This is a genomic window from Rhodopirellula sp. SH410 (genome assembly GCF_055811895.1).
In genome coordinates this window covers 6,963,849-6,986,487 of sequence record NZ_CM147949.1, presented here as the reverse complement: position 1 = coordinate 6,986,487, position 22,639 = coordinate 6,963,849, and the positions used below count along the sequence as shown (strand labels likewise).

The window sequence follows — 22,639 nt, the reverse complement described above, 5'->3', positions numbered from 1 at the left end:
GACTCGCTCCGTATCGCAGCTCCGGTTGTACGGGCTGGGCAATCTATCCTAGCTGGTCAGTTTTGCCGCTCTCAATCGTAACGCGTTGGCGATTACGGACACACTGCTGAAGCTCATCGCCGCAGCAGCGATCATCGGACTCAGCAGCACACCGAAGAATGGATACAAGAGTCCCGCCGCGACAGGGACCCCCAACGCGTTGTAGACGAATGCAAAGAACAGATTTTGCCGAATGTTGCTCATTGTCTTGCGGCTCAGATTCGCCGCTGCCGCCACGCCACGCAGATCGCCACCGACGAGCGTTACCCCTGCCGATTCAATCGCGACACCGGTTCCCGTACCCATTGCGATTCCGACATCGGCCTCCGCCAGCGCCGGTGCGTCGTTGATTCCGTCACCACACATTGCGACCGTCTTGCCACTTTTTTTCAGCTCTCGCACAAAGTCATGCTTTTCTTCAGGCGAGACGCCCGCGTGAAATTCATCGATTCCTAACTTCGCTGAGACAGCCTTGGCGGTGGGCTCCGCATCTCCCGTCAACATCACGACGCGCAGGCCCAGATCGTGAAGTGTTTGCAGTGCGGCGGGTGTAGACTCTTTGATCGGATCGGTGATCGCCATGATGGCGGCCAACGCTCCGTCGACTGCAACGAATACGACCGTTGCACCTTCGGACTGATGTGTATCTGCTCGCTCGCGTCCTGCCTCCACGCCGTCCACTCTCCGATCGGTTAACAATGCGGCCTTCCCAATCATGACATCGCGACCATCCACGGATGCGTGAACGCCACCGCCCGTGATGCTATCGAAATTTGTCGCTTCGGAAATATTGAGATTGTCGTGTTTCGCACGTCGCACGATGGCTTGAGCCAATGGATGCTCGCTCTGTGCCTCCACCGCAGCGGCGAGTTTCAGGACATCCGCCTCCTGAGAGTCACCGAAAACTTCGATGGCCGTCAATTCCGGCCGGCCCTGCGTCAGGGTTCCGGTCTTGTCCACCACAATGGTGTCAACCTTCTCCATCACCTCCAGCACTTCGGCGTTCTTGATCAGCACGCCTTCCGTTGCTCCACGCCCGACGCCAACCATGACTGACATCGGTGTCGCCAATCCCAACGCACACGGGCACGCAATGATCAGCACTGCAACTCCTGCGACAAACGCATGAGCGAGTCGTGGTTCAGGCCCAAAAACGGCCCAGCCGAAGAACGCGGCAGTCGAGCATGCGATCACCGTCGGAACAAAATACCGAGCAACCACATCGGCCAACTTTTGAATCGGAGCCCGGCTTCGCTGCGCGTCAGCAACCATCTGCACGATACGACTGAGCACGGTATCACCGCCCACACCAACCGCTTCCATCACCAGTGCGCCGGTTTGATTCAGCGTTCCGCCAGTGACATCATCGCCTTCCGACTTTTTGACCGGGATCGGCTCGCCGGTGAGCATCGACTCATCGACGCTGCTGGATCCACTGAGTATGCGTCCATCTACTGGCACTTTTTCGCCAGGCCGAACTCGCAAGTGATCACCTTTGTGAACCGCATCGAGCGACACCACTTCCTCGCCGTCGTCGGTGATTCGGTGTGCCGTCTCGGGCGCGAGCTGCATCAACTCCCGAATCGCTCCGCCGGTTTGTTCGCGTGCTCTCAGTTCCAGTACCTGACCGAGCAAGACCAGCGTGATGATCACCGCGGCAGCCTCGAAGTACAGCGGCGGAACACCATGTTCAAAGAACGCTTCGGGGATCACACCTGGCAACAAGACAACAACGAAGCTGAACAGATACGCAGCCAGCGTTCCCACGGCAATCAAAGAAAACATATTGAGGTTCATGGTGCGAAACGATTTTGCGCCCCGCACCAGCAGCGGCCAACCGCACCAAAACACCACCGGCGTCGCAAGCGCCAACTGCAACCATCCATTCGCGGAATTGCTCATCCAATCCGCGACATTCAGTCCCACCATCGGCCCCATCGCGATGATGAGCAGCGGAACCGACAATGCCACGCCTACCCAAAAACGTCGCTTCATGTCGGTGTACTGCTTGTCATCACCGTCATCAGTCATATCGACGAACTTCGGCTCCAAGTCCATCCCGCAAATCGGGCAGTCACCGGGACCAAGCTGTTCGATCTCAGGGTGCATGGGGCAGGTGTAAACAGACTGGGAGTCGGGAGAGGGGGAGTTGGGGGACTGGGAGTTGGGGGACTGGGAGGCGGGAGAGCAGCAGCTTGAGCGACTAACGTTCTCCGTGTTCGACGATCCACCGCAACACGAATGCTCCCCTTCTCCCTGTCTCGCCCTTTCCACTTCTTTCTGCTCCCCCTCTTTCTTCCTCCTGGCCGCCAACACACCTTTGGGATCAGCTTCAAATTTCTTCAGACAACCATCGCTGCAGAAGGCGTAACTCTTCCCCTCGAAATCCGCAGAACGCGGACTGTCAGCGGGTACGGTCATCCCGCATACCGGGGCCACCTTCGAAGGCCAATCGGTAACGGGCAAAGTGTGATCGTGTTGAGCATGGTCCATCGGGGAATTCCTCAGGTGTCAATTTGTCAGGCTGCATTATACCCCGTAATGGTATGCAAGTTGCATTCCAAAGAACACGGCAACTTCGCCAATCGTTCACCACAATTCACAGGAAAAACAGATGGAAAGCCAAACCGCCTCTATGCAAAACTGCTTGAAAAACTGCCAAGAATGCCAAACCACCCTCAACGAAATGTTGACAAACCACTGCCTTGCCGAAGGCGGTGCACACGTCGAGCAGCAACACGTCAAGCTCATGCTCGATTGTGCGGCGGCCTGCGCCGCCTGCATCGACTTCATGAGCCGAAACAGCGATCACCACGCTCATTACTGCAAAGCGTGTGCGGAAATCTGCAAGGCATGTGCTGACAGTTGCGAAAAGGTGGGCGACATGGACAAGTGCGTCCAGTGCTGCCGCAAGTGCCACGAAAGCTGTTCAGCAATGGCCAGTTAAACAGAATCTTGACAAGGCTGCCTCATGGGAGGTCAGCGGGCTGTCGTCTATTGACATGGCTCGTTTGCAGCGAGAAATGGATTCACTGGCCATGGACTTCAAACAGATCGACGAGGTCCACGGGAAGAACGTTTTAATCCTGGTTCTCTCGGTCTTCTATCTGAGGGTCCTTTTGGTTAAAGCGCGCGGCGTCCGCTATCTGGCTGGCGACTATCCCCAGACATTGACGGAGTTGCAGAAAGTAGCGGAGTCGCGCATGCTCGAAGGTGAGAGCAAGCAGAACTCACCGGAAAGTGATACGCCACCGGCGGATGACGCGGAATCGTCTTAGGCTCGATGGCGTTGCTGGCAGCCACCGATCTATCGCGTGAGGAACAGCGGTTGCGTAGGTGCACGGATGACAACAAAATCAACGATTCATGCGCGCCCGCAGATGTCGGCGCGGACGACTCGTTGATGTCGTTTTCACGTGTTTTGCGGGGTAAAAACGCGATTTTCCCGGGGGCGAGAGCCTTTTTGACGGCGATTTTGCTAAATTGGAAGCAAAAACTGGCCTGGGTGGTGATGCCCGATTGACAAAGATCGCCTCGTGATTCATGGATGGAAACGCACCCGAATTTCGGTCGAATCGGTGTCATCATTACTTGAGAGACCACTTAGCTCTCAGAGGTCCAACCAATCGCCTAGCACAATTGGCTCCGCCTGCGACTGTCGGTGCCACCTCCGCTCTGCAAAAAAACGAACAAGGGTCGTTGAAGGGTTTGCGTGGCCATTGGTGTATGGATAAGTTCGTGTTGGCACACTCGATCCAGAACTCGTGGAACCTTGAAATGCGAATTGCAGCCCAAACCCAGGGAGACGTTCGACGGCATCCGGATTTTCCGGATGCACTGTCCCAACGTCTGCAACTGAGTGGTCATCTGTTTTATCCATTGCCGATGCCGCTGGTCGAACTCGTTGACCAGCAGCTTGCGCAAATCATCGGCAAAGTAGCGGTCGCAGATGAACGTGAGATCGCCGAACTTGCCGACCAGCGAGGCGCCGCGGCTCTTCGAGGTGGTGTGGCGGTTCAATACCCGTATCTGATTGACCGTAGTCCCGCTCTTACCATTGAAGTTCTCCAAGCGGCCGGGGCCAAAGATTCCAAAAAAGTACTCGAAGAACTTGGCGACACATTGCCACACTATTTTCGATATTCTCAAGCCTACTGCGGATGGCTCGTGAGCCAGACCGCGTTCTGGTCCGACTTGGATCAATTGGTCGCGCAAGAGGATATCGAATCGTCCAAGCTACCTGCGCCTGTGCCAGCAATTCTTGGAGGAGAAGCACTACCTCCTGCAACTGCTGAGCAGGCTGCTGTCATGCAGCGATACCAAGAGTTCTACGAAAAGTGGAGGCTGCAGTCTCTCGCGACACACGACTTGCCCGTTTGTCTGTCTCCACAGCTGACAGCAACCACGGTTTACAATCTCGCTTCCCTGCCAGGAACGGTCAATCCAGTAATTCCCGACATTTTCCCAATCGATGGAAGCGGGATCCTAAACCGATCTCTGGAAGCGGCACGTCGAAGTGTCCATGCACCCCATCTTGAGTCGTGGAAAGACTTGATCTCCTCCTCTTCGCGATCAAAAAAACGGCTCGACACATACCGTCGTCGATTCGCACTCCAGCACTACTGGCGAATCCTTACCCAGCGTTACCCGGGGCCGCTCGCTCGGAAAGTGGGCGTTTTGGACAGTTTGTTCGCATCCTTTTTTGATGTTAGTACTGACATGATCAAGTCCGATCGTAGTGAGTTGGACACCCAGCTTGACCGTCGCCTGAGCGAGAGATAAACGTCGATTGCTTTCGTGGCTTCGAATTGCCGCCTAAGAAATAGTGGAAATGAGCGACATTCATTTCCACTTCGACATACCGCTGTGCCAGTGCAAAATCCGTGAACTGTTAGCCCACACTCACGGAGACCCCAACGTGGACGATCCACAATCTGCGCACGACTACCTGACCTTGCGGCAATTTATCCAAAGTTGCCCGCTTTCGGAATCGACCGTGCGCCGCCGAATTAAGGCCGGCCACATTCCATCGATTCAGCCCGGTGGCGAGAACACCAAAATCCTGGTGCCCGCCGACGCGCTAGAACGTCTAGCAATTGTACCCGTTGGCAGCCCGAAAGCCAAACGCGGCAAAGCCAGTTTTCCAAGTCAAAAACCAGAGCCACGCCGACGCCCAAATTGGTTGCGTGGCAAATAATATAGGAGGACCTCATGGGCAAGAAGAAGAGAAACCAATCCTACCGAGTCGACGGGCGATTTTTCACCTGGCTGCTCACAGCACGCAATGGAGTCTACCAAGCAGATGGACGAAGCAACGATGTAGATTTGAAGCGACACAGTCTCGGTACGCGAGACTTTGAAGAGGCCAAGAAACTCACTCACGATTTGGACCTGCACATTGCGGTCAAGCTCGGCCTGGCTGAACCGCGGCTGCTCGAGCAAAGCACAGGCTTTGGATTGCCGATCGAAACCGGGTTTGTGGTATTCCGCGAACATATGAAACGCCCGAAGGCCTCAAAGGGAATCGCAGTTAGCACGCAGAGTCGTTATGAACGCGGTCTCAAAGCAATCGAACGCTTCATCGCAACTAGACATGTTCGGTATTGGGAACAAATCAATGAGGACTTTCTCGACGAGTATGCTAACTGGAGATCCATCGATTGCACCGAAAGTTCGGTGGCGACTGAGCTAACGCTATTCTGTCAAGTTCATCGCTATCTCATTCGCAAAAAGCGACTCGATCCGAGGCATGCTCTAGACTATCCGATTCATCGCTCCGGTGAACCGACCCGATACTGTCCATCGACCGAGGAACTGAGAACGATCTTGGAGACGTTGAGAAACTTGCCCGCAGAGAAATGGCTGTATGACACAGTGGCAATCCTCAGCCACACCGGCCTGCGGTTTGGCGAACTGGTTCAAATGACTTATGATGATGTCGAACGTATCCAGTCAGACAAACCAATTGGCAAGGGGTTTCTCCATGTCAGACACGAATCCGGACAAGGAACGAAGAAGACCAAGTCCAAGTACAGCCGCAAGGTTCCGATCAATAGCTTTGTTGCGGAAATCCTCGACGGGCTAAGCCGAGACAGCAATGATGACCAACTCATGCACGGACCACGGGGTGGCAAACTTCGGTGTGACACCTTCGCAAATCACCTGCGGACGCACGCGCTGCAACCCCTCAAAAGCCGCTTCCCGCACGCCCAATTTCAAAAAATCACTGCACACTCGTTTCGCCACTTCTTCAACTCCAACTGCGCCGCCAACAACATCGCTCAGCAGTCAGTGATGGAGTGGATGGGCCATCGTACCGACTCAATGTCAAAGCGATACTTCCACCGCAACGACGAAGCCTCCCTGCGCAACATTGAAAAACTCGAACCACTTTTGGACGTGTCCGAGGGCTGTACCGACGACACACTTTTGAACCCCGATGAACCGGAGGCTGGCGACTCGAAAGCACCTGACACAGACGAAACATAGGCAGCAACGGCGAGCGATTTGTCACACTCCTGTCACAATCAAGAATGTGCCAGCTCCGACCACGCATTTGACCCCGCAAAACACGCACAAAAACAAACACCAAATCCCACCGGAAGGTTTTTACGACACCGCTTCTCACCGAAGCCAACAAGCGTCGCAACACAGAATAGTTTACCAAAAAGAAACCGCGTTGCCAAAGAGGCGGTGTCCGCGGCGTGGCAAATCAAAACGTGACAACGAAGCGAACGAATCTGCACGCCAAGCGATGCTCCACCGACGAAGCCGCGGCCTTGCGTAAAAACCATGTTAGCGGACATGGGAGCGGAGAAGACGCATCAATCACCATAAGCATCCGGATCGTACACAACATTTGGCGGGTCGATGATTGACCGCTCCGTTTCCAAGACGGATTTGACGTAAAGGCCAAACGATTCGTGCACGATATCAGGAGTGAAGGGGCGCGAATTGAGATTGTGCAGTTCTGCGGCATCAACGTCATGGATTGCGAATTCATCTCCAAGCGTACGCGAAGAAGTATCGAGCACAACGACGCCGCCATCACCCATGTCGTTGAGGATCACAAAATGGTGCGGAAGAGAGATTGAATGCCGCAGTTCGAGAGTAAGGGCAACCGATTCAGAAAGGTTGGGAATGCCCGTTGCGTGCCAGTAGCCGTAGGTCGTGAGCAACCACTTGATTGAAGGTGGGAAGCGGCATTCGAGGTCAGCTTCGTATTGCGCCAATGTGCAATCGGATTCGGGAAGACGCCCGCGAAACCAGTCGGCGTTGGATTCAACGAACTGGCGAAAAGCGTCGAACTCCATTTAGTTTATGTCCGCTAACGGAAGGTTTTTACGACACCGCCGTAAACGAAGCGAACGATGCCTGAACTATGGGAAAGTGTACCAAGGCCAGCCCGCGTCGCCAAACAGGGAAGGTGTGCCGCAGGCCTAGCGTAAAAACCATGTTGTCCGCCCCGGCTGAACTGCGCAAATCGCTATTCGAGCGAAAACATGATGCAACGTATCGGGCCATCACCGCCAAAGAATGTTTGGTCAACCCAGTTGGCGGGCGCGAAGATCACGCAACGCCGATAGTGTAGCGACAAGTCTTGAGTCCGGAATACGTCGGCGGAAGGCGTGTAGAGTATCCCGACCATGCCATGCTCGACGCTCTCGGCGTAAGAGCGTTGTCGTAGTTGAACGTAGCGTCCGGCGTATGCCATCAGAACGGCAGCAATTGCGACCAAGACGAACAAAGTTCGCAAACGAATTCGGCGTGGCAGCCAGTTTGGCATCGGATGCAACCGACTAGGGTCCGACAACGGGAGGTTTTGCCGACGCCGGTGGTGACCGAAGCGAGCGGCGTGGAATTGCGAACAGCTAATGATACGCCGGGGGAAGGTGAATTACCAACTTAGGCGTGCCCGTAGGGCCTCTGCGGCAAAACCATGTTAGACGATGCGTTGAAGTGCCAAGACAGTATCCACTCGCGAAAGACGTGCAAGCCGACCGCGCAAATCGGTGTGGATTCGTGGCACGACATCGGACACGTTTTAAGCCACGGATCGGCACGGATTTACACGGATGGTCAGAGCACCGATCTGCGCAAGGGGGGCCTCGTCGTGAGTCCCACGACGCCGCCAAAGCGGTTGATACTCAAGCCCGTGATTCGATGCTCCACGTCAACCAGCTCGTCCGCGCAACCAAACCCCAGCATCGTCTAACGGAAGGTTTTTACGACACCGCCCTAAACGAAGTGGTGGAGTTTGAATCACGAAAGATTGTACCAATGCCAACGCCCGTTGCCAAACAAGCGAAGGTGTGCCGAAGGCCTAGCGTAAAAACCATGTTATGCGGCCGGCAACTACTGGACGCCGGGGAGGAGAGCAACGAAGTGGGCGAACGCTATCGCGCCGCCAACACAGAGAACCACCAACCGTCGAGCGGGCGAGAGAGAGGAACGCAATACCGCGACGATCAGCAAAATAGGGCAAGCGATGAACCCGAGCAGTCCGATCATGAGAAGGACTTTGAGGATCGGTTCCCACCAATCAGACCACACCCACGTTGCGGAGTCGTGAGCCAATGCAATCGCAGTCAGCACGACGACGGACAGGTGTGCGTAGAGCGTGAAGCGGATGAAACGCGAACCACGTTCCGGGACGGAGGGGACGACGTTGTCGTCGGGTGTTACGGCTGGGCTGCGGTATGGGTCGGATTTCAATCGAGCGTAGGCCGCATAACGGAAGGTTTTTACGACACCGCTTCTAACCGAAGTCAAAAAGCGTCGCAACACCAATCAGTTTACCAAAAAGAAGCCACGTTGCCAAAGAGGCGGTGTCCGCGGCGTGGCAAACCAAAACGCGTCAACGAAGCAGACGACGCGGCAAGCCAAAAGACTCTCCAAGGACGAAGCCGCGGCTTTGCGTAAAAACCATGTTATGTGACCGGCGAGCTACGTAGCCGCTATGCGCCGGGCGAAAGCGTCAACCGAATCCGCGAAGGGCAGTGAGGTGTCGTCGGACATGCCAATTGAGGGAACCATGAACACGGCGTCGTCGTTGCGGCGAGAATCGAACGTGAAAAGCTCGCCACCACCGTTGGACCCGAACGCGAAGAAAGATGGAGCGAATTGGGGCAGCATGTAGTCCGTGTTGAATTGAACAACGTCCGCGGCCGCCCATAGATCGAGGTAACTGCCGTCGTCGCCGTCCAAATCAGGGATATCGGCCTCACCGCCGTTGACCGCGCGAAGCAGATCGAGATATGCGGGCGGAAGGGAGAACGATGTAGCACCGGTGAGCGCACGGATGTCGTCGTCGGTTGCGCCAGTGTTGGCGAAAACCCAACGCGACAGGCTGGAGGCAATGATAGCACCGATAGACATAGGTCACATAACGGAAGGTTTTTACGACACCGCCCTAAACAAAGCGAACGATGTCTGAATTGCGAATTATTGTACCAATGCCAGCCCGCGTGTCCAAACGCGGAAGGTGTGCCCGAAGGGCCTCAGCGTAAAAACCATGTTAGTGGCCACGGTGGCCTGTGAAAGACGGTCGGCTAAGATTCAAGGTATGCGACATTTTTGACGCGGTATTTGCATTCGTCGACAGGAAACTGCGTCTTGAAGTCCACAAGCAGGTCACGAAACAACGAATCGTCCGAAGATGAATGTTTAAGGGCGGTTAAGGCACTAAGTTTCGTGTATTCGCAGTCGTCGTGCGCCCACAAGTCGCGAGCAAGGTCAGGAATACCGACGAAACCCTTTGTGGCGAGAACGTCGATGGCGCATCGCTTTGTGTAAGCATAGTCGCGGCGAAAAAATCGAAGAACGATGTCGAATTGTGCGGTCGTTAGGTCAGAGAGTTTGTGGAAGCAGTTGACGAGTTCGTAGTCGACGTAATCCTCGTGTCGGGAGAGTGAGGTTTCACAGAGAAACGTGAAATCTGAAAGTGTGAGATTTCCAGCGTGGGAAAACGGGCCGATACGCCCCAACCACGCAATGACACAGCCGATTTCTTCGTTGCGTGACGCGAAGAAGAGTACGGAATCGAGTGCGTCCGGTGATAGCTGTTGGGTGAGTTCGGAGTCGAAAACGACGCCGACGGTAGATTCAATGTGGCCCCAAAGGTCGTAGGAGCAATCAAGCTCGCCGGAGTACTCACGGTCAGCGTGTGGTTGGTCGTATGCGGTGTCCAGCCATGCATCCAAGTTGACGCGATGTTCAGCCAGAGCGGATTCAATTGCGGAAAGGTCGGTTTGCATCAGGGAACGCTAGTGGCCACTAACGGAAGGTTTTTACGACACCGCTTCTCTCTGAAGTCAAAAAGCGTCGCAACACCAAACAGTTTACCAAAAAGAAACCACGTTGCCAAAGAGGCGGTGTCCGCGGCACGGAAAAACCAAAACACGTCACCGAAGCGAAGGCCATAGCAAACCAAACGATGTTCCAACGACGAAGCCGCGGCCTTGCGTAAAAACCATGTTGTACGCCCCTACTCGCTGGGTTTTGGCGGGACACATTCGTTGGCCCAAGACGATTCGGGCATGCGATTGAATACACGCATAAACCGCGCGAAAAGCGCAAACCAAATGAGCGTGCCGTTTGGTGGTGGATCGGGAATTGAGCATTTGAGGGACGACATCATCATGTTCGAGGCATGAGCCTCGTCCTCAGGAAGTTCGATGTAGCAGTATGGATCGTCGTTGGCGACACAGAATACGGCGAGTCGAATCCCAAGATTGCGGTCAACGCCAGTTTGGTAGTAGTCGCGGATGTCGGATTCGGCGGCGAGCTGTGATTGGTCGATGTAGATAGGCCGAGTCGCCAGATAGCGGGAGCCAACACCGCGGCGCGAGATGATAGAGTCACGCCAAATCCAGCGCAGAGTGTCCGACACGTTCTGCGATCGGAGGAAGTCGCGAAACGTCGAAACAGCGTCGTCAAATGGAGGTGATGGCTGCATCAACGAGTGACTGGGGCGTACAACGGGAGGTTTTGCCGACGCCGGTGGTGACCGAAGCGAGCGGCGTGGAATTGCGAACAGCTAATGATACGCCGGGGGAAGGTGAATTACCAACTTAGGCGTGCCCGTAGGGCCTCTGCGGCAAAACCATGTTAGACGATGCGTTGAAGTGCCAAGACAGTATCCACTCGCGAAAGACGTGCAAGCCGACCGCGCAAATCGGTGTGGATTCGTGGCACGACATCGGACACGTTTTAAGCCACGGATCGGCACGGATTTACACGGATGGTCAGAGCACCGATCTGCGCAAGGGGGGCCTCGTCGTGAGTCCCACGACGCCGCCAAAGCGGTTGATACTCAAGCCCGTGATTCGATGCTCCACGTCAACCAGCTCGTCCGCGCAACCAAACCCCAGCATCGTCTAACGGAAGGTTTTTACGACACCGCCCTGAACGAAGCGAACGATGTTTGAACTACGAGAGATTGTACCAATGCCAGCCCGCGTGACCAACCAAGGAAGGTGTGCCGAAGGCCTTAGCGTAAAAACCATGTTATGTGACCGGTGCGCTACGTCGCCGCTATGCGTCGCACAAACGCGTCCATCGAATCAGCGAAAGGCGTTGCGTCGTCGTCGGACATGCCGATCGTGGGCAGTATGAAAACGGCATCATTTGACAGCCGAGAGTCAAAGACAAAGAGTTCGCCGCCGCCATTGGAGCCAAACGCAACGAAAGAAGGAGCATGTTCGTGCAGTTCGTATTCGGCGTTAAATGGTACAAACTCGGAGGCCGACCAAAGAACGAGGTACGATTCATCGCTGGTGTCAGTGCCCGCAATTTCAGCTTCGCCGCCGTTGGCGGTGCGAAGCAGCGAAAGAAATGTGTTGGGGAGCGGATGAGGTGACGTGTTAGTCAACGCGTCGATGTCGCTATCCGTCGCACCAGCGTTAGCATCGACCCAGCGTTCAAGGTTCGCAGCGGCAAGAAGACGAATCGACATAGGTCACATAACGGAAGGTTTTTACGACACCGCCCTAAACGAAGCGAGCGATGCCTGAACTAAGGGAGATTGTATCAATGCCAGCCCGCGTGACCAACCAAGGAAGGTGTGCCGAAGGCCTAGCGTAAAAACCATGTTATCCGCCGCTTGGAGCGGAATCCGGATCGGGTAGCAGGTATTCAGTACGAATTAGGCCGTGAATCGGCGCGAACCAGTAGTCGTCGAGGTCGATCGGTGAACGGGTGCCCGCGAAGTACACTGCCCCACCGTGCGCAACAAACGTCTTGAGTGCGGTTCGCACCATTTGGATGCTGAAACACATCGCGGTGAGAGTGTCGTGACCACCTTGACGCCGGCGTTCCATCAGAGGGTCGAGTTCGACGTAGAAACCGACGTCGGTGTCACCAGATTTCGTTGGGATATCGTGGCGGTCTCCGATGCGCACGTGAAGCGTGAACGATGCACCTTCACGGTCGACGCAATCAAACGTGGTCTCGGCGATTGGAGCATCCATTGGCTGCGAGCGGATAACGGAAGGTTTTGCCGACGCCAGTGGTGACCGAAGCGAGCGGCGTGGAATTGCGAACAGCTAATGATACGCTGGGGGAAGGTGAATTACCACTTAGGCGTGCCCGTAGGGCCTCTGCGGCAAAACCATGTTAGACGATGCGTTGAAGTGCCAAGACAGTATCCACTCGCGAAAGATGTGTAAGCCGACCGCGCAAAACGGTGTGGATTCGTGGCACGACATCGGACACGTTTTATGCCACGGATCGACACGGATTTACACGCATGGTCAGAGCGCCGAACTGCGGAACGGGTGCCTCGTCGCGAGTCCCACGACGCCGCCAAAGCGGTTGATACTCAAGCCCGTGATTCGATGCTCCACGTCAACCAGCCCGTCCGCGCAACCAAACCCCAGCATCGTCTAACGGGAGGTTTTGCCGACGCCGGTGGTGACCGAAGCGAGCGGCGTGGAATTGCGAACAGCTAATGATACGCTGGGGGAAGGTGAATTACCAACGTAGGCGTGCCCGTAGGGCCTCTGCGGCAAAACCATGTTAGACGATGCGTTGAAGTGCCAAGACAGTATCAACTCGCGAAAGATGTGCAAGCCGACCGCGCAAACCGGTGTGCATTCGTGGCACGACATCGGACACGTTTTAAGCCACGGATCGGCACGGATTTACACGGATGGTCAGAGCACCGATCTGCGCAAGGGGGGCCTCGTCGTGAGTCCCACGACGCCGCCAAAGCGGTTGATACTCAAGCCCGTGATTCGATGCTCCACGTCAACCAGCCCGTCCGCGCAACCAAACCCCAGCATCGTCTAACGGAAGGTTTTTACGACACCGCCCTAAACGAAGTGGTGGAGTTTGAATCACGAAAGATTGTACCAATGCCAACGCCCGTTGCCAAACAAGCGAAGGTGTGCCGAAGGCCTAGCGTAAAAACCATGTTATGCGGCCGGCAACTACTGGACGCCGGGGAGGAGAGCAACGAAGTGGGCGAACGCTATCGCGCCGCCAACACAGAGAACCACCAACCGTCGAGCGGGCGAGAGAGAGGAACGCAATACCGCGACGATCAGCAAAATAGGGCAAGCGATGAACCCGAGCAGTCCGATCATGAGAAGGACTTTGAGGATCGGTTCCCACCAATCAGACCACACCCACGTTGCGGAGTCGTGAGCCAATGCAATCGCAGTCAGCACGACGACGGACAGGTGTGCGTAGAGCGTGAAGCGGATGAAACGCGAACCACGTTCCGGGACGGAGGGGACGACGTTGTCGTCGGGTGTTACGGCTGGGCTGCGGTATGGGTCGGATTTCAATCGAGCGTAGGCCGCATAACGGAAGGTTTTTACGACACCGCTTCTCACCGAAGCCAACAAGCGTCGCAGCGTCAAGCAGTTTACCAAAAACAAACCAGTTTGCCAAAGAGGCGGTGTCCGCGGTGTGACAAACCAAAACGCGTCATCGAAGCGGTCAATATGGTAAACCAAATAGTTGTCCAAAGACGAAGCCGCGGCCTTGCGTAAAAACCATGTTAGGCGACTCTCGCGCCAATCACACAATTTGGCAACTGTTGTTGTAATTTGGCAACGCCGTCATGTGTAACATCGGTGTCTTCAAGGGCAATGTGAGACAAGTTGGGCATCTTTGCGAGGAAGGCCAAGCCGGAGTTGGTCACCCGGGTATTGCAAAGTACGAGCGTTTCAAGGGACTGGAGAACGGTCAGAGATGCAAGTGCATCGTCGGAGATTGGACACCAGCTGAGATTCAGAATCAGAATACTAGCCACATCATTGCGAGCTGCGAGCAATTTGACGGCGCCATCCGTCAACAGGCCGCAAGTAAAGTCTGCGTCGACAATCCTGCCATCTTCATCACGTTTGACCATCGAAGGCATATTCAATCCGTGTTCCACGAGGGATTCGTCGTCGAATTTTGCCATTAGCTGAGTCGCCTAACGGAAGGTTTTTACGTCACCGCCGTGAACGAAGCGAGCGACTTTGAGTAAATGAAATTGTACCAATGCGAGCGCCCGGTGCCAAAGGACGAAGGTGATCCCGAAGGGACTAGCGTAAAAACCATGTTAGGCGACGTTACCCGCGTGATCCCGTTGCCACCGATCCCAGTCATCGTGATGGCCCAGAATTTCCAGAACGTCTTGGCAGCACGTCAAAGGTGGAACATCAAACGCAGTTAGGCAAGCGTACGCATGGGAGTGCGGTAGATTGCACACACCAAGTAGCAGATGTTCGGTACCGGGAAAATTGTGGCCGAGCCAAACCGCCGACGACGTTGCGGCAGACGCAAGTTCAGAGAATGTTGCATCAGGATTTCCGCAATGTGGCCCTGCGGCTTCGATCGCTGCGGCATCGACGGCGCGATCCCGAAGTACGTTGCCCGCTATTCCGCGCGGCTCGGACAGCATTGCGGTCAGCAAGTGAGTCGTTCGCGGTTCGGACTCGCCAGCCTGCGATGCAAGTTCGCGTGCGTTTGCAATGATTGCTTTGGCGCGTTCGGTAAAACGGTCAAACATCGGGGAAACCTGAGTCGCCTAACGGAAGGTTTTTACGACACCGCCGTAAACGAAGCGAACGATGCCTGAACTATGGGAAAGTGTACCAAGGCCAGCCCGCGTCGCCAAACAGGGAAGGTGTGCCGCAGGCCTAGCGTAAAAACCATGTTGTCCGCCCCGGCTGAACTGCGCAAATCGCTATTCGAGCGAAAACATGATGCAACGTATCGGGCCATCACCGCCAAAGAATGTTTGGTCAACCCAGTTGGCGGGCGCGAAGATCACGCAACGCCGATAGTGTAGCGACAAGTCTTGAGTCCGGAATACGTCGGCGGAAGGCGTGTAGAGTATCCCGACCATGCCATGCTCGACGCTCTCGGCGTAAGAGCGTTGTCGTAGTTGAACGTAGCGTCCGGCGTATGCCATCAGAACGGCAGCAATTGCGACCAAGACGAACAAAGTTCGCAAACGAATTCGGCGTGGCAGCCAGTTTGGCATCGGATGCAACCGACTAGGGTCCGACAACGGAAGGTTTTTACGACACCGCCCTAAACGAAGCGAGCAACGCCTGAACTACGAGGGATTATACCAATGCCATGGCCCGTTGCCAAAGAGCCAAGGTGTGCCGAAGGCCTAGCGTAAAAACCATGTTGTGCGACCGGTGCACTACGATTCCGGCCACGATTCCCAGACGTAAGTGTCAGTCAGGCGGCATGCTTCGCGAATGTGGTTTGGCGCATGACAAAGAAACAGTCCGAGCCCCGCGTCGATCTCCTCCTTGGTGAATCGTTCGGGGTAGAGGTGAAGAGCGACGATAAATGCGGCGTCCCAATTCCAGTCGGCCATGTGCAGCGCGATGTCATTGGCGCGATCCACGCCGTGTTCATCCATCAGCGTAGCGGTGATTGCGTCCATCGCGGGGGTTGCCATCACAGAACCGTCGAGGCGGCCGGCAAGATCGCCGAAACCCTCGCGGAAGATTGCGAGTACTTTGTCGCGAACAGAATCGTGAATGTCAGTCATCTGGATACGGTAGGTCGCCTAACGGAAGGTTTTTACGACACCGCCCTGAACGAAGCGAGTGATGTCTGAACTACGAGAGATTGTACCAAGGCAAGCGTGCGTGACCAACCAAAGAAGGTGTGCCGAAGGCCTAGCGTAAAAACCATGTTGCACGACCGCCGCGCCGCCAAAACGGCCGCAATCATAGTCCACGACTGCAAGCATCCGCGATAATCGAATTCACGCGTGCCATCTGCGGACGCGACGCACTAACCGTGATTTCAATAGTCTCTGGTTCGTAATCCTCGACGTAGCCGGAAACGCGAATTTTGGGCGAGTCAAAGAATACGTAGCGTTTTTCGTCGCGCTGATTCTCGCGGGCATCAAGGAAAACGCTGTCAATCTCGGCGGCGGGGAAGAACACGCCGAGCGCACCTTCGAGGCGGGCGAACACGAGTCGAAGCGAATCGTCGATGGTGATGGGATTGTCAACCATCGAATACCTGAGGTCGTGCAACGGAAGGTTTTTACGACACCGCTTCTCTCCGAAGGCAAAAAGCGTCGCAACACCAAACAGTTTACCAAAAAGAATGGACGTTGCCAAAGAGGCGGTGTCCACGGCGTGGCAAACCTAAACGCGTCATCGAAGCGAGCTACGTGACAAGCCAAACGATTCTCCAACGACGAAGCCGCGGCCTTGCGTAAAAACCATGTTAGGCGACCGTTGCCACTGGTTATCGGCCAACCATCGCCAAAAGTTTGGTCACGACAGCGTCCAGATGCGAGCATGGCGACGAGAGTCCCATGTTGTCGGTCTCGATGTGTGCGAGATGCTGGCGAAGTTTAACGGCGTCTGCGCCGGAAAGCAGTAGTGAACAAACGCCTCCGACGTAAGAGTCGTATTCGTCATCAGCAGGTGACACGTCGTTGATTCCGATTGGGTCCCAATCGCGCCAGAGGGACAAACGCACCATTGACGTCAGTTCCGCAGCAGTTGGTTGGCGTTGAGTCACGATTGATCTAGGTCGCCTAACATGTTTATAGGCGACACCCTGTCGCATTAAACGCAAGGTGTCGGAAAGTGGGTTATTTTGGTGGTTTGGGTAGCGGTGTGCAAGGTTGGTTTTTGCTTTTCTTGATTTTCCAACGGATTCGACGTCTTTTTTCTTGATTGGTGAGTGTCGAGCGTTAGATTCGAGATGGATATTTTGGCTATTTGAGCTGAAGGCTTTTATCGGATGCGGCCGCCGACGACTGCCGGCCGCGTAGGGGGAGCGAGGCGATGGACCCGAATGATCTGTTTGATGAGGCGGCGAAGATCACCTCGCGAAATGCGGTCTCGGTAGCCTGCGAGGAGCAGCGTTCACTGATGGGTAATTCCTCCCCCGTGGCTCTGGGGAGTGCCAGTTCCCAGGAGACGCTGAGGTCGAATGAGGCCTCTGGTCAGGAACGAACAGAGAAACCGCTGCGGGATCCGATTCATCGCTATCGCGACGCGACGGCGTACCGTGCTGCGATGGGACGCGATGCGCCGCGCGATCGAGTGATCGATACACGGGATTTTCGCAGTGAGATGGCAGCCGTCGATCTGAGAACACAGCGCCCAACCCAGCAGGAATTTGTCCGGCTGATGTACCGTGAGATGAAGATTCGGAATTTTAAGAGGAGGACGGTGAAGCCCTACATCGCCGCACTGAAATCGTTTCTGCGTTGGTCGGGGCGACTCCCGCATGAAATGGATCGAGAGGCGGTCAAGGAATACTTGCTATACCTCGTCGAGACAGACCGCGGCTTTTCTCATCTGGGCGTTCATCTATCGGCGATCCGAGATGCGTTCGATAAGTTTTGCTTTCTCGATATCACGCTGGGGATTGAGACACCCAAGCGAGACAAAAAGAAACCAATTGTGTTGAGTAAGGACGAGGTCCGGCAGTTGATTGAGGCTGCCGTGACGCTGCGGGGATCACCAAGCCTGCCACGCCGCACAGCTTGCGTTACTTTTTCGCCACCCACCGTTTTTAAGACGGTTGTGGTATTCGCCGCATCCAGAAAGTACTGGGTCATGCCAGGTTAGAAACAACGACCATTTCGGGATCATCCGACGGAAGGGTGCGTCGGATGTTTTGGAGTACTGTCTCAAGTATCCAATGATCTATTTGTGGGATTGGATTGACAGCGTTAGACTGCTTGCCGGGAAATGTGACTGGGTGTGCCGGGACAAAACCGGTGTCAGATAGAGAATGAAAGGTAGATGATTCATGAAAGTTTTCTCAGTATACGCAACGTTGGTCCTTGCTTGGCTTGGCATGATGGCCTCCATGGTCGCAGCTCCAAGGGCACATGCGCAAACGCTGGTTGGTTCACGACCAAACATCATTCTGGTGATGACTGATGACCAGGGGATGGGTGATTTATCGTGCCTGGGCAACACGGTGTTGCGGACGCCGAATATCGATCGCTTTTATAAAATGTCGACTCGGTTTACCGATTTTCACGTCAGTCCAACATGCGCTCCGTCTCGTTCGGCGATCTTCAGTGGCCGCCATGAATTCCGAAATGGTGTGACACACACGATTAAGGAGCGGGAGCGGATGGCGCTTTCGACAATCACATTTCCGCAACTGCTCCGGAATGCTGGCTACGAGACGGGCATCTTCGGCAAGTGGCATTTGGGCGACGAGGACGAGTACCAACCGTACAACCGTGGTTTCAGTGAAGTCTTCATCCATGGGGCGGGAGGCATTGGGCAGGCCTACGAGGGGAGTTGTGCGGACTTCCCGCCGAATCGCGAGAAACAGGGGCGCTATTTTGACAACCTGATTCTGCACAACGACACGATTGTCGAGACCGAAGGGTTCTGCACCGACGTGTTCTTTCAGGCAGCACTGGGCTGGATCAAGCAGCAACATGACGCCAAGACGCCGTTCTTTGCATACGTCAGTACCAATGCGCCGCATGGACCGATGCTGGCTCCCGAGAAGTACAAGGAGCGGTTCGCGGACTTGGGCTGGGATGCCGGCACGCAGGGTCGATACGGCATGATCGAGAATATCGACGATAATTTTGGCGTGCTGATGCAGAAGTTGGACGAGTGGAATTTGTGGGACAATACGCTGGTGATCTTCATGACGGACAATGGCCAAGCAGGGCGGAGCGGAAAGCTCAACGGCAAACGCAAGGCGATGTTTACCGCGGGTTTCAAGACTGGCAAGGCTTCGCCCTACGAAGGTGGGACCCACGTGCCCGCATTTTGGCGATGGAAAGGTGAACTGGGCGAAGGAGTCGATATTCCAGCCCTGACGGCGCAGATCGACCTCTACAAGACGTTCTGTGATCTCGCCGGGGCAGAAATCCCCAATGGCGCCCAGCCAATCGATGGGCGTTCCCTGCTACCGCTGTTAGAAAACCCGAAGGCGGCGTGGCCGGATCGCCACTTGTTCGTTCACGTTGGTCGTTGGGAAAAGGGTGCGGCTCCGTCGGACAGCAAGTTTAATAAATGTGCGGTGCGAACCCAGCGATGGCGTTTCGTCAACAACAGCGAACTGTACGATATCTCTTCTGACCCGTACGAAAAGGTGAACGTCGCGGAGTCGCATGCCGACGTCGTGGCCGACATGCGAGCAGCCTACGATCAATGGTGGACCGAGACGCTGCCGCTGATGGTCAACGAGGATGCACCCTACGCGGCGGAGCATCCCCAGGACGTTCGCTATGAAAAACAGCTCAGAGAACGAGGCATCCCTCGATGGACGCCTTCCGCGCTATGAGTCAAGAGATCTCCGGCTGACGTTCATCATTCGGCGGTGCGTGACATTACCGTCACATGCTCCGCCCCCGGTTGCGCCCGCCTGGAGTTTCTGCGTTGAGGTGTTTCGTTTTGGGTTCTTCTCGGAAATGAGTGGCCGTCATCCAGGATGCGAGATTTTCTAAGTACTTAGAAAGTCCATCACGTTGGATCGGTCTGCGCAATCGGTAGCGTGCCACTCAATTCCGTGAAGAACGTAGTTTTTTAATCCTGCGGCCAGCTACGCGAGGCTGCGGAGTCTGGATCAAGCGGAAGTGACGGCTGCGTTGCCGCCGGTCGGTTCGTCGATGGTGCCTGACCGGGCAGCGGAGCGATGAGGTGAGATGTCGCGTCCGGCATACGAAGTGCGCTACTGAGCAGGGACCGGCTCTTCGCTTTCGATAGGAACGTCGTTGTACATTTTCAATTTGAATTCGCCGCCGGGTTGTTCCTCCACCATCCAAATACCCGTGTTGGCGATGCCGGCGGGAAGGTCCGACTGCCGGTCGTTGGTGAGCAGTCGGAGCAGCCCTTTGCCGCTGCTACCGTGCCCCACCAATAGAATGGTTTTGTTCGATCCACCGAAGCGCTCCTGAATCATGTCAATCACATGCCGGAGGATCCGTTGGGCCACCGCCGCTTCGCCCTCCATGTCCTTATGGTCTGCTGGGAAGCGAGGCCGCTTGAACATCTTCTCGCCCCCTTCTCGCAAGGAAAAATAGGGGGCTTCATCGGAGGGCAGTTTTACCGGCGCCCCTGCCCCCAGTATCTTTTCCACGGGCGGAGTTAGATCGGGGGATATAACCAGGTGACTGGCGTAAATTTCGTTTAACTCCGGCCAGATTTCGCCCTTGATTCCCAGCTCTTTGAGGTAGGGCAGCACCGTGTTGCGTGCTCGCCAAGCGGGACTGACGCCGATGAAATCAAAAGGCTGAAACTCCTGAAGCTTCTCCGACACTGCGGCCTGTTGCTCTTTTCCTTTGGGCGTTAAGGCATTGGCATCCCCAACATAGGCGGGCCATTGCTCCTGCGGCACATCCGCCCAATCCTGGGTCACGTTGTGTCCGCCTTCGGCATGACGGATGTAGAAGATCTTCAGCCCTTCCGCCTGAGCAGCACTTGTTGCCAGCGACACGCTGGCGACGGCAAGTAGCAGGCCATTCCGTAGGCCACGGGACAGCATTCTCTGAATCATTCGGCTTTCCATCACGTTCTGATCTCGTTGGTTGGGGGCGCAGAATCTATGGATGAGCGATCGCCCCTGGCATCTCGATGCCCCCGCACGCGGTCCATCCGGGGTTGCATGTGTCGCACGGGGCCTCTCCGTTGCTCGGCTTTTGCCTCGGGGAGCCGAGCGACATTCTCAATCGATCGCGCGCAAGGGAAACTGTTTGCTGGGTGTGTGTTCGCGGTCAGCGATCAATTCGACTTGCTCGATCACGTCGGGATGGTCGGTGGCGATATCGGTGGTTTCGCCAATGTCGTTGGCCAGGTCGTAGAGCTGCCAACCTGGGATCGCTTCGCCCCGCTTGGGGCGTTTTGAGAGTCCTTTGCGAATCGCCTTCCAGTTGCCGATGCGGACCGCTTGTTGGCCGGTATACCCGGGCGATTCCCAGTACAGGAATTCGTGCTGGGGTTGTTCCTCGGTATTGCCCAGTAGCGTGGGCAGGAAGCTGACGCCGTCGGTGGCATCCGGTGGGGTTTGCCCAGCGACTTCGCAGAGTGTGGGCAAGAAATCCCACCAGGCCCCGATCCAATCGCTTTGACGTGGTCCGGTGATGTGTCCCTGCCAGCTGGCGACCAATGGCACGCGAATGCCGCCTTCGTCCATCTGGCCCTTCAGTCCCTTGAGCGGTCCGGCTGAATGAAAGTAATCGCTATCCGATCCGCCCAGCCGATCGTAGGTAGGGCCGTTGTCGGATGTGAAGATGAACAATGTGTCTTCGCTCAAGCCCAGGGATTCGACTTGATCGATGACTCGCCCAATGCCCGTGTCCATGTGGGTGACCATCGCGGCGTACCCAGCTCGTGGATGGGGATGTTCGAGGTAGCCTTTGTGAACATAGTCGGCTTCCTCAATCGTCTCGAGGTACGGCTTGAGCGACTCTTCGGGAACTTGGATCGACAAGTGTGGCACCGCCATCGGCATGAAGACAAAGAACGGTCCGGCCGCGTTGCTTTCGATGAAATTGCAAGCCTCATTGACGAATTGGTCTTGCGAGTACGTTTCACCGCGCAGCGCCCTCGTGTTGCCCGGTTGTTGTTCTTTGACGCGGTTGCGCCACAAGAAGGTAGGGTAGTGATTGTGGGCGTGGACTTGGCAGTTAAAACCGTAAAACAGGTCAAATCCCTGTGTGTTCGGATCGCCGGAGGTACCGAAATGGCCGAGTCCCCATTTGCCGAAGGCACCCGTTGCGTAGCCGCGCTGTTGGAGTAATTCCGCCAGCGTGGTCTCCTCCGCTGGGATCGGGATTTGGCCGGGGAATTCAAATCCCATTTTTCGGGCAAAATCGGGATCGTGTTTTGGGTTGCCGTTGCTGCGCACAAATGCGTGGCCGGGATGTTTGCCGGTCATCAGACAGCAGCGACTGGGGGCACAGACCGCGTTGCCGCTGTAGAAATTTGTAAAGCGAACCCCTTGGCTCGCCATGGCATCGATCCGCGGGGTGCGAATGGTTTTTTGGCCGTAGCAACCGAGTTCGCCGTAGCCCAGATCATCGGCCACAAAGAGCACGATGTTGGGCGGTGTGCCCTGTGGTCGCTCGGCGAACACGCCCGACGGCACAGCACACGTTACTGAGGCGAGCAAGATGAGAGTGACGTACCGCATA

Annotated in this window: 25 protein-coding genes; 7 read left to right on the top strand and 18 right to left on the bottom strand. The window is 55.6% G+C overall.

Annotated elements, in window-relative coordinates; translation table 11 throughout:
- Positions 1–48: 48 nt before the first annotated feature.
- Positions 49–2,532 carry a heavy metal translocating P-type ATPase gene (locus SH410x_RS25505; RefSeq protein ID WP_473671989.1) on the bottom strand — a complete coding sequence of 828 codons (2,484 nt, stop codon included), beginning with the start codon at positions 2,530–2,532 and terminating at the stop codon, positions 49–51.
- A gap of 121 nt (positions 2,533–2,653) precedes the next feature.
- On the opposite strand from SH410x_RS25505, the gene SH410x_RS25500 reads away from it, so the two are divergent.
- From SH410x_RS25500 to SH410x_RS25480, 5 genes are all read left to right on the top strand, one after another.
- Positions 2,654–2,986, top strand: coding sequence for a four-helix bundle copper-binding protein (locus tag SH410x_RS25500; protein ID WP_473671987.1), 333 nt, complete (start codon positions 2,654–2,656; stop codon positions 2,984–2,986).
- 55 nt (positions 2,987–3,041) lie between these two features.
- The gene (locus SH410x_RS25495; RefSeq protein ID WP_473671985.1) at positions 3,042–3,317 is read left to right on the top strand and encodes a hypothetical protein; all 276 of its coding nucleotides are present in this window, start codon (positions 3,042–3,044) and stop codon (positions 3,315–3,317) included.
- A 499-nt stretch (positions 3,318–3,816) separates the two neighbouring features.
- Complete coding sequence (locus tag SH410x_RS25490; protein WP_473671983.1) at positions 3,817–4,821, top strand: hypothetical protein; 1,005 nt, start codon at positions 3,817–3,819, stop codon at positions 4,819–4,821.
- Between the two features lie 49 nt (positions 4,822–4,870).
- Positions 4,871–5,236, top strand: a complete 366-nt coding sequence (locus tag SH410x_RS25485) for a helix-turn-helix domain-containing protein (protein WP_473671981.1) — start codon at positions 4,871–4,873, stop codon at positions 5,234–5,236.
- 14 nt (positions 5,237–5,250) lie between these two features.
- Positions 5,251–6,528 (top strand): tyrosine-type recombinase/integrase, encoded by a 1,278-nt coding sequence (locus tag SH410x_RS25480; protein WP_473671979.1) that lies wholly within the window; start codon positions 5,251–5,253, stop codon positions 6,526–6,528.
- A gap of 335 nt (positions 6,529–6,863) precedes the next feature.
- On the opposite strand, the gene SH410x_RS25475 is transcribed toward SH410x_RS25480, so the two are convergent.
- The 15 genes from SH410x_RS25475 to SH410x_RS25405 all read right to left on the bottom strand — a co-directional run bounded on the left by SH410x_RS25475 (position 6,864) and on the right by SH410x_RS25405 (position 17,037).
- Entirely contained in the window at positions 6,864–7,352 is a 489-nt protein-coding gene (locus tag SH410x_RS25475; RefSeq protein WP_473671977.1) for an SMI1/KNR4 family protein, read from the bottom strand.
- A gap of 173 nt (positions 7,353–7,525) precedes the next feature.
- Positions 7,526–7,825 (bottom strand): hypothetical protein, encoded by a 300-nt coding sequence (locus tag SH410x_RS25470; protein ID WP_473671958.1) that lies wholly within the window; start codon positions 7,823–7,825, stop codon positions 7,526–7,528.
- Positions 7,826–8,394: 569 nt separating this feature from the next.
- On the bottom strand, positions 8,395–8,826 hold the full coding sequence (locus tag SH410x_RS25465) for a hypothetical protein (RefSeq protein WP_473671975.1): 432 nt from the start codon (positions 8,824–8,826) through the stop codon (positions 8,395–8,397).
- Positions 8,827–8,985: 159 nt separating this feature from the next.
- Entirely contained in the window at positions 8,986–9,417 is a 432-nt protein-coding gene (locus tag SH410x_RS25460) for an SMI1/KNR4 family protein (protein ID WP_473671973.1), read from the bottom strand.
- Between the two features lie 173 nt (positions 9,418–9,590).
- Positions 9,591–10,295, bottom strand: a complete 705-nt coding sequence (locus SH410x_RS25455; protein ID WP_473671971.1) for a hypothetical protein — start codon at positions 10,293–10,295, stop codon at positions 9,591–9,593.
- Positions 10,296–10,525: 230 nt separating this feature from the next.
- On the bottom strand, positions 10,526–10,996 hold the full coding sequence (locus SH410x_RS25450; RefSeq protein WP_473671969.1) for a hypothetical protein: 471 nt from the start codon (positions 10,994–10,996) through the stop codon (positions 10,526–10,528).
- Between the two features lie 567 nt (positions 10,997–11,563).
- On the bottom strand, positions 11,564–11,995 hold the full coding sequence (locus SH410x_RS25445) for an SMI1/KNR4 family protein (protein WP_473671967.1): 432 nt from the start codon (positions 11,993–11,995) through the stop codon (positions 11,564–11,566).
- Positions 11,996–12,131: 136 nt separating this feature from the next.
- The gene (locus SH410x_RS25440; protein ID WP_473671965.1) at positions 12,132–12,509 is read right to left on the bottom strand and encodes a hypothetical protein; all 378 of its coding nucleotides are present in this window, start codon (positions 12,507–12,509) and stop codon (positions 12,132–12,134) included.
- A gap of 960 nt (positions 12,510–13,469) precedes the next feature.
- A complete protein-coding gene (locus SH410x_RS25435) occupies positions 13,470–13,904 on the bottom strand; it encodes a hypothetical protein (RefSeq protein ID WP_473671963.1) in 435 nt (144 codons plus the stop codon).
- A gap of 140 nt (positions 13,905–14,044) precedes the next feature.
- Positions 14,045–14,452, bottom strand: coding sequence for a leucine-rich repeat domain-containing protein (locus SH410x_RS25430; RefSeq protein ID WP_473671961.1), 408 nt, complete (start codon positions 14,450–14,452; stop codon positions 14,045–14,047).
- A gap of 141 nt (positions 14,453–14,593) precedes the next feature.
- Positions 14,594–15,043 carry a Clp protease N-terminal domain-containing protein gene (locus SH410x_RS25425; RefSeq protein WP_473671959.1) on the bottom strand — a complete coding sequence of 150 codons (450 nt, stop codon included), beginning with the start codon at positions 15,041–15,043 and terminating at the stop codon, positions 14,594–14,596.
- 177 nt (positions 15,044–15,220) lie between these two features.
- A complete protein-coding gene (locus SH410x_RS25420) occupies positions 15,221–15,520 on the bottom strand; it encodes a hypothetical protein (RefSeq protein ID WP_473671958.1) in 300 nt (99 codons plus the stop codon).
- Between the two features lie 168 nt (positions 15,521–15,688).
- Positions 15,689–16,045: a hypothetical protein gene (locus SH410x_RS25415; RefSeq protein WP_473671956.1), complete on the bottom strand. Its 357-nt coding sequence runs from the start codon at positions 16,043–16,045 to the stop codon at positions 15,689–15,691.
- Positions 16,046–16,226: 181 nt separating this feature from the next.
- Positions 16,227–16,520 carry a hypothetical protein gene (locus tag SH410x_RS25410; RefSeq protein ID WP_473671954.1) on the bottom strand — a complete coding sequence of 98 codons (294 nt, stop codon included), beginning with the start codon at positions 16,518–16,520 and terminating at the stop codon, positions 16,227–16,229.
- 238 nt (positions 16,521–16,758) lie between these two features.
- Complete coding sequence (locus SH410x_RS25405) at positions 16,759–17,037, bottom strand: hypothetical protein (protein WP_473671952.1); 279 nt, start codon at positions 17,035–17,037, stop codon at positions 16,759–16,761.
- A 269-nt stretch (positions 17,038–17,306) separates the two neighbouring features.
- On the opposite strand from SH410x_RS25405, the gene SH410x_RS25400 reads away from it, so the two are divergent.
- Together SH410x_RS25400 and SH410x_RS25395 are read left to right on the top strand one after the other, a co-directional pair.
- The gene (locus SH410x_RS25400; protein WP_473671951.1) at positions 17,307–18,098 is read left to right on the top strand and encodes a phage integrase N-terminal SAM-like domain-containing protein; all 792 of its coding nucleotides are present in this window, start codon (positions 17,307–17,309) and stop codon (positions 18,096–18,098) included.
- A gap of 184 nt (positions 18,099–18,282) precedes the next feature.
- Positions 18,283–19,791, top strand: a complete 1,509-nt coding sequence (locus tag SH410x_RS25395; RefSeq protein ID WP_473671949.1) for an arylsulfatase — start codon at positions 18,283–18,285, stop codon at positions 19,789–19,791.
- A 387-nt stretch (positions 19,792–20,178) separates the two neighbouring features.
- Here SH410x_RS25395 and SH410x_RS25390 read toward each other — a convergent pair whose 3' ends face one another.
- Positions 20,179–21,015, bottom strand: a complete 837-nt coding sequence (locus SH410x_RS25390; protein WP_473671947.1) for a histidine phosphatase family protein — start codon at positions 21,013–21,015, stop codon at positions 20,179–20,181.
- A 156-nt stretch (positions 21,016–21,171) separates the two neighbouring features.
- Entirely contained in the window at positions 21,172–22,638 is a 1,467-nt protein-coding gene (locus SH410x_RS25385; RefSeq protein ID WP_473671945.1) for an arylsulfatase, read from the bottom strand.
- Between the last annotated feature and the right edge of the window lies 1 nt (position 22,639).